The organism is Metabacillus herbersteinensis (assembly GCF_042433335.1).
GTDB lineage: Bacteria > Bacillota > Bacilli > Bacillales > Bacillaceae > Metabacillus > Metabacillus herbersteinensis.
Window position 1 is genome coordinate 105,654 of record NZ_JBHLVO010000010.1, and the last position, 15,967, is coordinate 121,620.

The 15,967-nt window shown below is 39.0% G+C and carries 14 protein-coding genes; 12 read left to right on the forward strand and 2 right to left on the reverse strand.

Translation table 11 applies throughout. From position 1 onward, the window contains the following. Window positions 1-10 precede the first annotated feature (10 nt). The 3 genes from icmF to pyrG all read left to right on the forward strand — a co-directional run bounded on the left by icmF (window position 11) and on the right by pyrG (window position 6,041). Window positions 11-3,274, forward strand: a complete 3,264-nt coding sequence (gene icmF, locus ACFFIX_RS13495; RefSeq protein ID WP_378934733.1) for a fused isobutyryl-CoA mutase/GTPase IcmF — start codon at window positions 11-13, stop codon at window positions 3,272-3,274. A gap of 250 nt (window positions 3,275-3,524) precedes the next feature. Continuing rightward, window positions 3,525-4,052 carry a DNA-directed RNA polymerase subunit delta gene (rpoE, locus tag ACFFIX_RS13500; RefSeq protein ID WP_378934735.1) on the forward strand — a complete coding sequence of 176 codons (528 nt, stop codon included), beginning with the start codon at window positions 3,525-3,527 and terminating at the stop codon, window positions 4,050-4,052. A 381-nt stretch (window positions 4,053-4,433) separates the two neighbouring features. Then, window positions 4,434-6,041, forward strand: coding sequence for a CTP synthase (gene pyrG, locus ACFFIX_RS13505; protein ID WP_378934737.1), 1,608 nt, complete (start codon window positions 4,434-4,436; stop codon window positions 6,039-6,041). A gap of 47 nt (window positions 6,042-6,088) precedes the next feature. Here the strand turns inward: pyrG and ACFFIX_RS13510 are convergent, their stop codons facing one another. Further along, on the reverse strand, window positions 6,089-6,622 hold the full coding sequence (locus ACFFIX_RS13510; protein ID WP_378934739.1) for a DUF2529 domain-containing protein: 534 nt from the start codon (window positions 6,620-6,622) through the stop codon (window positions 6,089-6,091). Between the two features lie 242 nt (window positions 6,623-6,864). Between ACFFIX_RS13510 and ACFFIX_RS13515 the strand changes: the two genes are divergently transcribed. The 9 genes from ACFFIX_RS13515 (at window position 6,865) to ACFFIX_RS13555 (ending at window position 15,284) form a co-directional block, all read left to right on the forward strand. After that, window positions 6,865-7,233, forward strand: a complete 369-nt coding sequence (locus ACFFIX_RS13515) for a response regulator (protein ID WP_378934741.1) — start codon at window positions 6,865-6,867, stop codon at window positions 7,231-7,233. Window positions 7,234-7,437: 204 nt separating this feature from the next. After that, entirely contained in the window at window positions 7,438-8,295 is an 858-nt protein-coding gene (locus ACFFIX_RS13520; protein WP_378934743.1) for a class II fructose-bisphosphate aldolase, read from the forward strand. 150 nt (window positions 8,296-8,445) lie between these two features. Further along, window positions 8,446-9,084, forward strand: coding sequence for a fructose-6-phosphate aldolase (gene fsa / locus ACFFIX_RS13525; protein WP_378934745.1), 639 nt, complete (start codon window positions 8,446-8,448; stop codon window positions 9,082-9,084). Window positions 9,085-9,449: 365 nt separating this feature from the next. Next, complete coding sequence (gene murA / locus ACFFIX_RS13530; RefSeq protein ID WP_378934747.1) at window positions 9,450-10,739, forward strand: UDP-N-acetylglucosamine 1-carboxyvinyltransferase; 1,290 nt, start codon at window positions 9,450-9,452, stop codon at window positions 10,737-10,739. A 31-nt stretch (window positions 10,740-10,770) separates the two neighbouring features. Further along, the gene (glpX, locus tag ACFFIX_RS13535; protein WP_378934749.1) at window positions 10,771-11,733 is read left to right on the forward strand and encodes a class II fructose-bisphosphatase; all 963 of its coding nucleotides are present in this window, start codon (window positions 10,771-10,773) and stop codon (window positions 11,731-11,733) included. Between the two features lie 498 nt (window positions 11,734-12,231). Next, on the forward strand, window positions 12,232-13,518 hold the full coding sequence (gene rho, locus ACFFIX_RS13540; protein WP_378934866.1) for a transcription termination factor Rho: 1,287 nt from the start codon (window positions 12,232-12,234) through the stop codon (window positions 13,516-13,518). 201 nt (window positions 13,519-13,719) lie between these two features. Beyond that, window positions 13,720-13,935, forward strand: a complete 216-nt coding sequence (rpmE, locus tag ACFFIX_RS13545; protein WP_378934752.1) for a 50S ribosomal protein L31 — start codon at window positions 13,720-13,722, stop codon at window positions 13,933-13,935. Window positions 13,936-14,088: 153 nt separating this feature from the next. Next, a complete protein-coding gene (locus tag ACFFIX_RS13550; RefSeq protein WP_378934754.1) occupies window positions 14,089-14,712 on the forward strand; it encodes a thymidine kinase in 624 nt (207 codons plus the stop codon). Window positions 14,713-14,846: 134 nt separating this feature from the next. Then, on the forward strand, window positions 14,847-15,284 hold the full coding sequence (locus ACFFIX_RS13555; protein ID WP_378934756.1) for a hypothetical protein: 438 nt from the start codon (window positions 14,847-14,849) through the stop codon (window positions 15,282-15,284). 102 nt (window positions 15,285-15,386) lie between these two features. On the opposite strand, the gene ACFFIX_RS13560 is transcribed toward ACFFIX_RS13555, so the two are convergent. After that, window positions 15,387-15,902 (reverse strand): MerR family transcriptional regulator, encoded by a 516-nt coding sequence (locus ACFFIX_RS13560; RefSeq protein WP_378934758.1) that lies wholly within the window; start codon window positions 15,900-15,902, stop codon window positions 15,387-15,389. Between the last annotated feature and the right edge of the window lie 65 nt (window positions 15,903-15,967).

A 15,967-nucleotide genomic window follows, 5' to 3' on the forward strand; every position in this document is an offset into this window, starting at 1 on the left:
GGGTGGTAAAATGGCAACAACTGAAATCTATAAACCAACACATGCCGTTCGTTTTGTAACAGCATCGAGTCTATTTGATGGTCACGACGCATCAATCAATATTATGCGCCGTATTCTCCAAGCAAGTGGTGCTGAAGTCATCCATTTAGGACATAATCGTTCCGTTGAAGAAATCGTGAACGCGGCTATTCAAGAGGATGCGCAAGGAATTGCGATTTCATCTTATCAGGGCGGACATGTTGAATTTTTTAAGTACATGTATGATTTATTAAAAGAACGAGGTGCCACGCACATCCGTCTCTATGGTGGTGGAGGTGGAGTGATTATTCCTCGTGAAATAAAAGAGCTACATGAATACGGAATTGCACGTATTTTTTCACCTGAGGATGGAAGAAAACTAGGTCTACAGGGCATGATCAACAGAATGGTTCAAGAATGTGACTTCGCGACTGTAACAAACCTAGATACTGAGATTGAACGATTAAAAGAAGGCGACGTTCGCTCAATTGCCAAGCTAATTTCAATGGCTGAAGCAAGAGTCAGTCATAAAGATCAGTCTGCTGCAACAGTTGAACATGTTCTCTCCGAGGTGAAACAATTAAAATCTGATGCGCTTGTAGTAGGGATTACAGGTACAGGTGGAGCAGGAAAAAGCTCGTTAACAGATGAGCTAATCCGTCGCTTTCTAAACGAAGTACCTGAAATGAAAGTAGCAATTCTTTCCGTTGACCCAACAAAGCAAAAAACGGGTGGCGCACTTCTTGGTGATAGAATCCGGATGAATGCCATTTTTTCTCCAAGGGTATACATGAGAAGCCTGGCAACTCGTCAATCTCGCTCAGAATTGTCACTTGCCATTCAAGATGCTATCGCTGTCGTCAAGGGTGCAGGGTATGACCTTGTGATCATCGAAACAAGCGGAATTGGTCAAGGAGATGCTGGTATTACCGAGATTTGTGATCTTTCCTTATATGTGATGACAAGCGAATTCGGTGCGCCTTCGCAGCTTGAGAAAATCGACATGATTGACTACGCTAACTTAATTGTCATTAATAAATTTGAGCGCAAGGGCTCTGAAGATGCAAAACGTCAGGTGCAAAAGCAATACCAACGTAGTCATCTTTTATTTGATCAGCCGGTCGAAGAGATGCCAGTATTCGGAACAATTGCAAGTCAATTTAATGACCCAGGTACGAACACCTTGTTTGTTGAGCTATTAAAGCTTATTAATAAAAAAACAAACTTAAACTGGCAATCATCTCTACCTGTTGTTAAAGATGTCGAAAAGCAAAATGTAATTATTCCTTCTGAAAGAAGATACTACTTACGTGAGATCACAGAAACCGTTCGGAATTATCACAAACACGCAGAAGCTCAAGCACAGATTGCCTCAAAACGTTATCAACTTCTTGGTGCAATTGAGACGTTAAAGGGTAATGAAGCAAATGAGGAAGTGTTGAGTTCATTAGAAGTTGCAAAAAATCACTTGGAAGAAAAATTAACCGACACCTCAAAAAAATTGCTTGAAGCTTGGACTGACTTAAGAGAAAAGTATACTGGGGATCAGTTCATCACAAAAGTCCGTGACAGAGAAATTGTTACACAACTAAAAACAACTTCACTATCAGGTCTGTCAATTCCAAAGGTTTCGCTTCCTAAGTATAAAGATGCTGGCGATCTCCTTGCATGGTTGTATAAAGAGAATCTACCAGGTTCATACCCTTATACAGCGGGAGTTTTTCCATTCAAACGTGAAGGTGAAGATCCGAAACGTCAATTTGCCGGAGAAGGAACTCCTGAACGAACAAATCGCCGTTTTCATTATTTATCAAAAGATGATACGGCAAAGCGCCTAAGCACAGCATTTGATTCTGTCACGCTATACGGAGAAGATCCAGCTTACCGCCCAGATATTTATGGGAAAATTGGAGAAAGTGGTGTAAGCATCTGTACGCTCGATGATATGAAAAAATTGTACAATGGCTTTGATCTTTGTGCACCATCAACATCGGTTTCAATGACAATCAATGGTCCTGCACCGATTATCCTTGCGATGTTTATGAATACTGCCATTACACAACAGGTGGAATTTAAAGAAACTGAACTTGGTAGACAGCTAACAGACACAGAATATGAACATGTAAAAGCAATGACATTGCAAACAGTACGTGGTACCGTTCAAGCGGATATTTTAAAAGAAGATCAAGGACAAAATACGTGTATTTTCTCAACAGAATTTGCACTCCGCCTAATGGGAGACATTCAACAGTACTTTATCGATCAAAAGGTTCGTAACTATTATTCCGTGTCAATCTCTGGCTACCATATTGCAGAAGCGGGAGCAAATCCAATTTCCCAGCTCGCCTTTACACTTTCGAATGGCTTTACGTATGTAGAATATTATTTAAGTCGTGGAATGAACATAGATGATTTTGCACCAAACCTGTCTTTCTTCTTTAGCAATGGTTTAGATCCGGAGTACACAGTAATCGGTCGCGTAGCAAGACGGATTTGGGCAACTGTCATGAGAGAAAAGTATGGCGCTAATGACCGTAGTCAAAAGCTCAAGTACCATGTACAAACATCCGGTCGTTCACTGCATGCGCAAGAAATTGACTTCAATGACATCCGGACGACTTTGCAAGCATTAATGGCACTGCACGACAATTGCAATTCGTTACACACCAATGCGTATGATGAAGCGATCACAACGCCGACAGAAGAATCCGTTCGCCGCGCAATGGCGATTCAAATGATTATCACGAAAGAACACGGTCTTACAAAAAATGAAAACCCTCTCCAAGGTTCATTTATTATTGATGATTTAACGGATCTAGTAGAAGAAGCAGTTCTTCAAGAATTCGACCGCATAAATGAGCGCGGTGGAGTACTAGGAGCCATGGAAACCCAATATCAACGTGGGAAAATCCAAGATGAATCGATGCATTATGAAATGAAAAAACATACCGGGGAGCTACCGATCATTGGTGTGAACACGTATCTTAATCCAAATCCTCCTTCAGAAGAGGATGTTGACAATATGGAAATCGCGCGTGCTTCTAAGGACGAAAAAGAAACACAAATTAACAACCTTAAAGCATTCCAAGCACGAAACAGTGGTACATGCGATGAAGCGTTGAATCGTTTAAAACAAGCGGCAATTCACGACGGAAATATTTTTGCAGAACTAATGAACACGGTAAACGTAGCGAGCTTAGGACAAATCACACATGCTCTCTATGAAGTAGGCGGGCAATACCGCCGCAATATGTAAGCCAGATGCTAAAAAGACTAGGATAAAATGCTAGATATATTAATTAAATGAACATGTTTTTAACTGAGAAACCTAAAAACACAAAAGTGCGAGTGTACTTTTGTGTTTTTTTAAAGACAAAGGTGGCATAAACTGCTAGAATTTGTTTATAATGAATGATATGTTTGCCGTTCTATGGGCTTACATAACGTTAGAATAAGCTTAAATGGTTAATACATAGATGATAGACCTAGAAAGGGAGTGCTTGAACTTGGGTTTAAAGCAGTACTCAAAAGAGCAGATCAAAGAATTGGCAATGGTGGAAGTAGCATATGAAATTTTTACAGAAAAAAAGAAACCGATTATTTTTAAAGATTTAGTTAACGACATTTCAAAAATACTCGGATTATCTAAAGAACAAGTAGCTAATAAAATTTCACAGTTCTATACAGATGTAAATATAGACGGTCGTTTCATATGTGTTGGAGAAAACACGTGGGGCCTTCGTATCTGGTACCCGTATGACCAAATCGAAGAAGAAGTTGTTCCTGTTGCAAAACCTAAAAAGAAAAAATCGAAAAAGGTTGTTGAAGAGGACCTAGATTTAAATGGCTTTGATGATGTTGAAGAAGACGATTTAGACTATGATGATCATGACGATTTAGACGATGACGACGATGATCTAACCGATGACTTAGATGATGACGACGATGATGATGATCTAGATGACGATGACATTGAAGATCTAGATGATGATCTGCTAGACGACGATGATGAAGAGGAAGACGAAGAAAAATAAGAACGAAAACATTTTCTTTCGTTTTTCTAAAAAAATCAGTCTTGACTTTCATAACGCAAGTAGGTAGAATCTTATTTGGGCTCTTAAAAGAGAAATTTGTTTAATATAATATATGCTCCCTTTCAGCGTTAATTGGAAGGGAGCTTTCTTATTTTTAGGGAAAACTAACGTTAAGATCGTTAACTGCTGTAAAAGTATAGAGTTTTTTATGTAGGTAGAATTCTTCTGAAGTAAATTCTAGTGCATATTGTTCTAATTTCTGAAGTCCCTCATCATGTTTTTTTATTTTTTGTGCAAATTAAGTTCACATACATCGTTAGGATTGCGTGTTCAAGTTATCAATCGATGACTTTTTGAACAACAGCTAAGAGGGGGAAGAAGATGACAAAGTATATTTTTGTAACAGGTGGAGTTGTATCATCATTAGGTAAGGGTATTGTGGCAGCTTCTCTTGGACGTTTATTGAAAAACCGCGGGATGAGTGTAACGATTCAAAAATTTGATCCTTACATAAATGTGGATCCAGGGACGATGAGTCCATATCAGCATGGTGAGGTATATGTAACAGGTGATGGAGCGGAAACAGATCTTGATCTTGGCCATTATGAGCGTTTTATTGATATTAATTTAACACAGTTCAATAACGTCACAACAGGTAAAATATACTCGACTGTTTTGAAAAAGGAACGTCGTGGGGATTACTTAGGTGGAACAGTTCAGGTTATTCCACATATCACAAATGAAATTAAAGAACGTGTCTATCGTGCGGGCAAAGAAACGAATGCAGATGTCGTGATCACTGAAATTGGTGGAACGGTTGGAGATATCGAATCACTTCCTTTCTTAGAAGCAATCCGTCAAATTAAGAGCGATATTGGCCGAGATAACGTCATGTACATCCACTGTACATTGATTCCATATATTAAAGCTGCAGGAGAAATGAAAACGAAACCGACGCAACATAGTGTCAAAGAATTACGTAGTCTAGGAATTCAACCAAATGTAATTGTTGTTCGTACCGAAATGCCAATTTCTCAAGATATGAAAGATAAAATTGCGCTTTTCTGTGATATTGATACAAATGCTGTCATTGAATGTCGAGATGCAGATACACTATATTCTGTGCCTTTAGCATTACAAGACCAAAACCTTGATTCAATTGTTTGCAGTCATCTAAAACTGCAGTGTAATGATGCGGACATGACGGAATGGAAAGAACTCGTTCAAAAAGTAACAAATTTATCAAAAACGACAACGATTGCACTTGTAGGGAAGTATGTTGAGCTTCAAGATGCCTATATCTCTGTTGTTGAAGCTCTCCGACATGCAGGTTATGCCTATGATTCAGAAATTGAAGTCAAATGGGTGAACGCTGAGGAAGTAACAAAAGAGAATGTGAGCGATTTACTAGCAGGAGCAGATGGTATTCTTGTTCCTGGAGGCTTTGGTGACCGAGGTGTTGAAGGGAAAATTGTCGCAACAACTTTTGCTCGCGAAAATAAAGTCCCATTCTTTGGTATTTGCCTAGGAATGCAAGTGGCATCAATTGAATTTGCACGTAATGTTTTAGATCTAAAAGGTGCGAACTCAGCAGAAATTGACCCAAGTACACAATACCCAATTATTGATTTACTACCAGAACAAAAAGATATTGAAGACCTTGGCGGAACGTTACGCTTAGGTATTTATCCTTGTAAGCTAGAAGAATCGTCTCGAGCATATGAAGCTTACCAAGATGAAGTCGTTTACGAACGTCATCGTCATCGCTATGAATTCAACAACGAATACAGACAAGCAATGGAGAATGCAGGATTTATCTTCTCTGGTACAAGCCCTGATGGTCGTTTAGTAGAAGTCATTGAGCTTAAAGACCACCCATGGTTCGTGGCATCACAATTCCACCCGGAATTCACATCAAGACCAACAAGACCACAACCATTATTCAGAGACTTTGTTCAAGCATCATTAAAAGCGTCAAACAAGCTATAAAAATAACCCTGACGGAACCTTTATCCGTCAGGGTTTTCTTTTATCTGTTAATCATTCTCACTCAAAATCTCTTTCACCGTAAACCTCAACGCATAATAAACATACAACGCCACCATTAAAGCTGGATACCCATAACGTGACCCGTCATCATCCGGAATAAGGGGTTGACGTAATTTACTATCAATATGAAGATCTGTAATAGAATCGAGCCCGTTCTCCTCATTTTTCATAAGTGCTGAAACACCAATGGTTTGAATTCCTTTTTCTTGAAGTTTTTTAGCAAGTGTAATTGTTTCTTCGTCAATAGAAGTATAAGAAAAGAGTAGAATACGGTCTGCAGATGTAAGAGGGACCAAGTCACCATTCTCTTTAAACAATGGTTTAGCAGAGTCCAATCGTTCAGATCCTATTGTTGCTTCTACTACGACACCGTGTAACTCTCTATGCCCGTATATGTAAATGCTTCCTGCACCAACCACCGCTTGTGCGAGTAATCTTGCGCTATCCTCAATCTGTAATTCTTCTTGATCTAGTATCCTGTTAAAATGCCCCGTTACTTGTGTTGTGAAAATTTTCATCATGAATGTTCTCTACTCCTTTCAAGAACTGAGTTTATAAGGTATTATAACGAAAAGTAGACCATTCTAAAAGAATTGCTCATTGGAGAAAGTGTTTAGATTTAGTGGTTTAATTAATTACCTTTTATATTATGAGAAAATTGTCGAGAAATGTTCTCACTGAAAATGCAGGACATTTAGGAAAAGAAAAGAATACTTAGCTTATATCTTTAATTGAATGGAAATTTTACATAAGAGGTGTAGAGATGAAAGAGAAAATTTTAATTGTAGACGATCAGTATGGTATCCGTATTTTGTTAAATGAAGTATTTCAAAAAGAAGGATATCAAACCTTTCAAGCAGCCAGCGGTTTTCAAGCCCTTGAGATCCTTGAAAAGCATTCGCCTGATTTAGTATTGTTAGATATGAAAATTCCTGGAATGGACGGAATTGAAATTTTAAAAAGAATGAGAGTTGTTGATCAAGATATCCGCGTGATTATTATGACTGCATACGGTGAGCTGGATATGATTCAAGAGGCAAAGGATTTAGGAGCTCTAACTCATTTTGCAAAACCGTTTGACATTGATGAAATTCGCGGAGCAGTTAGAAAGTATTTACCAGTCCGAAATTAATTGGATTAAATATTGGTAGTAGCCTCCCTAAAAGTGATGTCGAATTGTTGCTCATTTTCCTATATGTTGGTATGCTAGACTGTAGAAAAGCAAGTTTGTATGATCACTTCTTCTACATATGAGAGAATCGTTCTGGTCATGCTAGGTATGATACGCTTTTTCTTAGCTTCAGCAAATTAGGATACATAGGGAGGACTTTTCGACATGCCTTTAGTTTCAATGACGGAAATGCTTATTAAAGCAAAAGACGAAGGATATGCAGTTGGTCAATTTAACTTAAACAACCTTGAGTTCACACAAGCAATTTTACAAGCTGCAGAAGAAGAGAAATCACCAGTTATTCTAGGTGTCTCTGAAGGTGCTGCTCGTTATATGGGTGGATTTAAAACGGTTGTAAGTATCGTCAAAGGTTTAATGGAAGATTACAACACGACTGTTCCTGTTGCGATTCACTTAGACCATGGTTCAAGCTATGACAAATGTAAAGCTGCAATCGATGCAGGGTTCACATCTGTTATGATTGATGCATCACATCATCCATTTGAAGAAAACATTGAAACAACATCAAAAGTTGTTGAATATGCACATTCAAAAGGTGTTTCAGTTGAGGCTGAATTAGGTGTAGTAGGTGGACAAGAAGACGATGTTGTTGCAGAAGGCGTTATTTATGCTGATCCTAAAGAATGTGACGAGCTAGTCAAACGCACAGGTATCGATTGCTTAGCACCGGCTTTAGGTTCTGTTCATGGTCCTTATAAAGGTGAACCAAACCTTGGATTTAAGGAAATGGAAGAAATCGGCAAGCTTACAAATATGCCATTAGTTCTTCATGGTGGTACTGGAATTCCAACAAAGGATATTCAAAAGTCTGTTTCTTTCGGAACAGCCAAAATTAACGTAAACACAGAAAGTCAAATTTCTTCTGCTAAAGCTGTTCGTGAAGCACTAGCGGCTAACCCTGAAGAATACGATCCACGTAAATATTTAGGACCTGCTCGTGAAGCAATTAAAACAACAGTTATTGGTAAAATGCGCGAATTCGGATCTTCTAACAAAGCATAAAGATGATGGGGGCGTTTGTGCTGCCTCCTTTATTGCTCAACCTAGTTTGAGTAATAAAGGGGCGCAAATCAAATAAGTTAGCCCCTTTCTATTTAAAAACTAAAGTAAGCGTCTACAAGTCGAATTTTTCTGAACTATGAGGAGGTCCTTATGTTATTTTTTATTGATACCGCAAACATTGACGAAATTAAAGAAGCACAGAGTTTAGGTGTTTTGTCAGGTGTAACAACAAATCCTAGTTTAGTAGCCAAAGAGGGTGTGTCATTTCACGACCGTCTACGTGAAATCACCAGTATCGTACCAGGATCAGTTAGTGCTGAAGTCATTTCATTAAAAGCGGATGAAATGATCGAAGAAGGAAAAGAACTTGCAAGCATTGCACCGAATATTACCGTAAAAGTTCCAATGACTCCCGATGGATTAAAGGCAGTTAAAGCATTAAGTGATTTAGGAATTAAAACGAACGTGACACTTATTTTTAGTGCAAACCAAGCACTACTAGCTGCACGAGCAGGAGCAACATATGTGTCTCCGTTCTTAGGACGATTAGATGACATTGGTCATAATGGGCTTGATCTCGTCTCAACAATCGCCCAAATTTTCGATATTCACAGCATTGATACAGAAATAATTGCTGCTTCAATCCGTCACCCACAACATGTGACAGATGCCGCATTGAGAGGCGCTCATATTGCAACAGTGCCACTAAATGTTATTATGCAGCTCTTTAAACATCCACTCACAGACCAAGGGATTGAAAAGTTTCTTGCTGACTGGAATAATCGTTGATAGATAGATTGATATAAATCTAAATAAGTTGCGAGGGTGGCAAGCAAACTGCTTGCCATTTCGTACGCTTATTTTCTTTTGTTTTAAATTGTACACAACACATTATAAGTCTATCATTCCTACGAATCTCTTATTTTTTCTCGGGAGCATTGTTTCTAACCCAGGTAGATGGTTTAATTAAGATAGAATGTTTATAATAAATAATAAAATTATTTTTAAAATATAACTTCAGCTTGTATTCTTTCTGTTTTTATTGGAAAATATTTGTTGACAAGAGGTATTTTTTATTCGGAAACAGAATGCATGGAAGAGCAAGAATTTGCATGTCTTTCCGTCAGGTCAACTTCTTAAGAAGGGAGACTATTATGGAAAAGTTAAAAATAGCAGGTGGAGATCTTTTAAAAGGTACCGTTAATATAAGCGGTGCTAAAAATAGCGCTGTAGCTCTCATTCCTGCAACAATCTTAGCGCAATCACCCGTTACAATTGAAGGCCTACCTAACATCTCGGATGTACATATTTTAGGTGATCTTTTGGAGGAAATCGGTGGAAAAGTTGAATTTAAAAACAATGAAATGATGGTAGATCCATCTGCTATGATTTCAATGCCACTACCAAATGGAAAAGTAAAGAAGCTTCGTGCGTCATACTACCTAATGGGTGCAATGCTAGGTCGTTTCAAAAAAGCGGTTATAGGATTACCTGGGGGATGTCATCTTGGTCCTCGACCAATTGATCAACATATTAAAGGATTTGAAGCTTTAGGTGCTCAAATCACAAACGAACAAGGTGCCATTTATCTCCGCGCGGACGAGCTGCGAGGAGCCCGAATTTACTTGGACGTTGTGAGTGTAGGAGCAACAATTAATATTATGCTTGCTGCTGTATTGGCAACGGGCAGAACAATTATTGAAAACGCTGCAAAGGAACCAGAAATCATTGATGTTGCAACTTTACTTACGAGTATGGGTGCAAAAATTAAAGGAGCTGGAACTGATGTAATCCGAATTGATGGAGTTGAACGCCTACATGGGTGCCGCCACTCAATCATTCCGGATCGAATTGAAGCTGGAACTTACATGATAATCGGAGCTGCAATGGGCAAAGAAGTCATGATTGATAATGTCATTCCACTTCATTTGGAATCACTGATTGCAAAGTTTAGAGAGATGGGAATTCACGTTGAAACGAGTAATGACCAAATCTTAATTCTTGGCGGTCAAAAAGAAATAAAGACGGTTGATATTAAAACATTGGTGTACCCCGGATTTCCAACTGATCTTCAGCAACCGTTTACTTCACTGTTAACAAGAGCTACCGGTACAAGTGTGGTAACTGACACGATTTACTCCGCTCGATTTAAACACATCGATGAGTTAAGAAGAATGGGCGCGAAAATTAAAGTGGAAGGTCGATCTGCAATTATTACAGGTCCGACTAAGCTACAAGGTGCAAAAGTAAAAGCTAGTGACTTACGCGCTGGGGCTGCACTCGTTTGTGCTGGATTAATGGCAGATGGTGTTACTGAGATTACTGGTCTCGAGCATATTGACAGAGGGTACAGTCAGCTGGAGGAAAAGCTTGTAGGAATAGGTGCTACAATTTGGCGTGAACGACTGTCTGAGAAAGAAATAGAGCAGCTTCAAAGCTCATAAAAAGAATTGCAACAAAGGGGAGGAACACAGGGTGGAAAGAAGTTTATCAATGGAACTAGTACGCGTTACAGAGGCAGCAGCATTAGCTTCTGCAAGATGGATGGGACGCGGTAAGAAGGATGAGGCAGATGAAGCAGCAACTTCTGCAATGCGAGATGTTTTTGATACAGTGCCTATGAAGGGGACCGTTGTAATTGGTGAAGGGGAAATGGATGAAGCACCAATGCTCTACATCGGAGAAAAATTAGGTACAGGCTATGGACCACGTGTTGACGTTGCAGTAGACCCACTAGAAGGGACCAATATCGTCGCTTCAGGTGGTTGGAATGCACTGGCTGTCATTGCAGTTGCCGATCATGGAAATCTACTAAATGCACCAGACATGTATATGGAAAAAATTGCAGTTGGTCCAGAAGCAGTTGGATGTATTGACATTGAAGCGCCAATAATTGATAACCTTAGAGCCGTTGCAAAAGCAAAAAATAAAGACATTCAAGACGTTGTTGCAACGGTTCTTAACAGATCTCGACATGAACACATCATTAATCAATTAAGAGAAGCAGGAGCTCGTATTAAATTGATTAACGATGGTGACGTTGCAGGAGCGATCAATACCGCTTTCGATCATACTGGTGTTGATATTTTATTCGGATCTGGTGGCGCACCTGAAGGAGTTCTAGCTGCTGTTGCATTGAAGAGCCTCGGTGGAGAAATCCAAGGAAAGCTTTTACCACAAAGTGATGAAGAATTAGAACGTTGCATTAGAATGGGATTAGATGTTCATAAAATCCTACTTATGGAGGACCTTGTAAAAGGGGATGACGCCATTTTTGCAGCAACAGGTGTAACAGACGGGGAACTTCTCCGAGGCGTTCAATTTAAAGCCTCAATTGGGACAACCCATTCAGTTGTTATGCGTGCAAAATCAGGAACCGTTCGTTTTATAGATGGAACACATAGCTTGAAGAAAAAGCCGAATTTAGTTTTTAAATGACAAAAGCGGAAGCGCATGGTTCAGCCTTAGGCATAGGATAAGCCAATTATAAATAGAAGGCGGGTTTCTGCCTTCAATTTATAATTGGCTTATGACCTCGAGGCAGTCAAAAACGGGACGTCAATCGCCATGACTGCACTAGCACGTCCTGTGCAACTATTGTTATAATATCTCTTAAACTTTTCATTTTTATTTCAAATGTTAGGAAACCATTGATTAAATTTAGAAAATAGGGTAAAAATAAAGAGTGCTATCTTTAACAAAGAAAAAGTTTTAAACTGCAAAGACTACTTCAACGTTTACCTTCATTTCCTTCTCTATCCATTTACAAGTATTTTTAACTTCAAAAGTTCAACTAGGATGTTATCACGTTTTTTTACGTATACGTCCAAGTCTTTTTTACTGTTCAAGTATGAAACTTTTAAGAATGAAATATGGTGGATGAAATTTGTTAGTTAATTGTACATGAATCCTATTAGAAAAAAAGTTGGTGTTTATATGAGTCAGGTTTCAATTTCGAGCTTAGAACATATGAAATTGAAGGAGTTATATGAGCTTGCACGTCGTTTTAAGATATCTTATTACAGCAAGCTTACAAAAAAAGAATTAATTTTCTCCATTTTAAAAGCAAACGCAGAACAAGAAGATTTACTATTCATGGAAGGTGTATTGGAAATTATCCAATCAGAAGGCTTTGGTTTTCTACGTCCAATTAATTACTCGCCAAGCTCTGAAGATATTTACATATCTGCATCCCAAATTCGTCGTTTTGATCTTCGTAATGGAGATAAAGTTTCAGGAAAAGTGCGCCCGCCTAAAGAGAACGAACGCTACTATGGCTTGCTTCATGTTGAGGCAGTTAATGGTGATGATCCAGAATCTGCGAAAGAGCGTGTTCATTTCCCGGCACTTACACCTCTATATCCAGACCGTCAAATTTTCTTAGAAACAACTCCGAATGCACTATCTACACGTATTATGGATGTGTTAGCACCAGTAGGTTTTGGACAACGTGGCTTAATTGTCGCACCTCCAAAAGCGGGTAAAACCATGCTTTTAAAAGAAATTGCAAACAGCGTAACGACAAATAATCCTCAAGCAGAACTAATTGTTCTGTTGATTGATGAAAGACCAGAGGAAGTAACTGACATTGAGCGCTCAGTAGCAGGAGATGTTGTAAGCTCTACATTTGATGAGGTTCCTGAGAATCATATTAAAGTAGCAGAGCTTGTTCTTGAACGTGCAATGCGCCTTGTGGAACATAAAAAAGACGTTATTATCTTAATGGACAGCCTCACACGTTTGGCTCGTGCTTATAATTTAGTCATTCCACCAAGTGGTCGAACATTATCAGGTGGGATTGACCCCGCTGCCTTCCATCGCCCAAAACGCTTCTTTGGAGCAGCTCGTAACATTGAAGAAGGCGGCAGCTTAACGATTCTTGCAACAGCACTTGTTGATACGGGATCAAGAATGGATGACGTGATTTATGAGGAATTCAAAGGAACAGGAAACATGGAGCTTCATTTAGACCGTTCACTAGCAGAAAAGCGAATCTTCCCAGCAATTGATATTCGTCGATCTGGAACACGTAAAGAAGAACTTCTTATTCCAAAAGATCATTTAGAAAAGCTTTGGGCGATTCGTAAGTCAATGACAGATTCTCCTGACTTTGTCGAAAAGTTTTTAAGAAAGCTAAGACAAACTAAATCAAATGAAGAGTTTTTCAGTAACCTTGATGCAGAGATGAAGTCAGCTGGTATTACACCAGGAAGACGTCACTAAGTTTTTGTAGGAAAAAGGGGTGTCCTTCCAAATCAGGAAATAGTCCTCAATAACTAAACCTTGATTTTAAAGTGAACCCTTGTTATAATTTTTGCATGTGCTTTCTAGGGTAATGTATGGTGAGTTCTTAGGACGAGTCATGCTCCCGAGGGAACGATAACTCTGTTTCGAATGATTCAGGGCAGAAGGAGATGAAAAAGAATGAAAACAGGAATTCATCCAAACTTTAAAAAAGCTATGGTGAAATGCGCTTGTGGTAACGAATTTGAAACGGGTTCTGTAAAAGAAGAGATCCGCGTAGAGGTTTGTTCTGAGTGTCATCCATTCTACACTGGACGTCAAAAATTTGCTGATGCAGGTGGACGTGTAGATAAATTCAACAAAAAATACGGCATTAAGTCAGAACAACAACAATAAGCTATTATTCAAACAGGCAAGATCGTGTTCTTGCCTGTTTTTTTACGCGCTAAAACTTGTTTTTGTCCTTTATTTATACATTTTTATCCAAATACCTACATATTCAACAGTAGGCTTTGAAAAGTAAGTAGGGCGAAGGGAGAGACCGTTTGCATGTATGTTATGAAGCAAAGTGGTTGGCTTGAAGTCATCTGCGGTAGCATGTTTTCCGGTAAATCAGAAGAGCTTATTCGTCGAGTTCGTCGAGCTCAGTTTGCTAAACAAGAAATAAAGGTGTTTAAACCAGTAATTGATAATCGCTATAGTGAAGAAGCGGTTGTTTCACATAACGGTACAGCAATCATTGGGATACCTGTGGCATCTTCTAATGAGATATTGAATCACGTCACACAAGATACGGATATTGTGGCAGTGGATGAAGTGCAATTCTTTGATGAAGGTGTAACAGAGGTGCTAACATTGCTTGCAAATCAAGGCTACCGCGTAATCGTGGCAGGTCTTGATCAAGACTTTAGAGGTGAACCGTTCGGAGTCGTGCCAGAATTAATGGCAATTGCTGAATCAGTTTCCAAACTTCAAGCGGTCTGCTCAGTTTGCGGATCGCCTGCAAGTAGAACGCAGCGTCTCATTAACGACAAACCTGCTTCTTATCACGATCCAATCATCCTTGTTGGTGCTTCTGAATCATATGAACCGCGTTGTCGCCACCATCACGAGGTACCGTCAAAGCCTGTAAAAAGCTTTGTAAAAGAAGATCACACATCAAGTAGCGTATAGCCTAGAGCTATACGCTTTTCTTCTGTATAAAAAACACTGAAATATAAAATCCCCTTTTTGAGTCTGATTTTTTGTACTTTTGCATTCATGGAACATTTAGTGTTAGGGCATCTTAATTTTAGGAGGTGCTTTTGATGAAGAAATTCTTTTTTATTGTTGTATTAATGATGCTTTTACCAGCTTGTGCAGGAAATCAAAACGTAGCTCACCCGTATGATCGAGAGGACAGCAATGGTACAAAGCTTATGACCAACCGGGAAGGCAATGGAATTTATAACCGTGAATTAGATGATGATCGAACAAACACAAATCAGAATCCTAACTTCATTGATCTAAGTGAGTCTCGTCCAAATTATGGTACTGACGAAAATAAACTTTCTGAAGCATTGATTGGTGAAGAGGGTTTAACGATGGGGCCTGTCGTAAGAAATGGACAAGATATCAGAGTAACGGTCTATACAAGCGATGATCTGTCTAAAAAGGAATTACGAGACAGAGAAGAGGAGCTTCATAATAAAATGGTCCGTGCTCTGCCAAGATATCATATTAAAATTAATCTTGAAAAACGATAAAAAGACCTGAGTATATAATTCGGAATGCAGGTCAAAAATGCGCTGCGAATGGACGTCGCAAACTTAGCCTTTCTTCCTTTTGTATATGTCACCCTAAACTTTTCAAAAACTAAACAAAGAGCTGATTAGATTTTTTCGTTTTGTTTTTTTAGGTGCTTGTCGATGATCGAAAACAAGTATATTATCTTTTGGTTGAGATTTAGGTTGACTCTCTAACAACTCGACCTTTTCTTCAAGACGATTAATTTTTTCTAATAGCTCTTCCATTTCACGTCGATGCTGTAGCAATTGATAGGAAACGACGGCATCTGCTTTGCTGTTGACCTTACGTTCAATTTCATCAAGACGAGAGGCTAGTTTTTTTACACCTTCACGATCGGAATCTGATAAAACGCGTGTTGTTCCTTGACGAGTTGCTGGCTTTTGAACAACAATTTCTTGTAGTAATATTCCTTCACTCAGCTGTTGCTGTACTTTTTTTAGTCGATCAACATCCTGTTCAGAAAAAAGGTAATGACCAAGTTCGTTCCGTTCCATTTGCAGACTTAGTTGTTTAACCCATCTTTGCACCGTTTTTGGAGAGACACCAAGGATCTTTGCGACAGTAGCAGTATTCACGTTTCTTCCCCCTTATAATTGTTAGTAAGGAAGGTTTTCTACGTTATTACCGTATTCCCTTCACG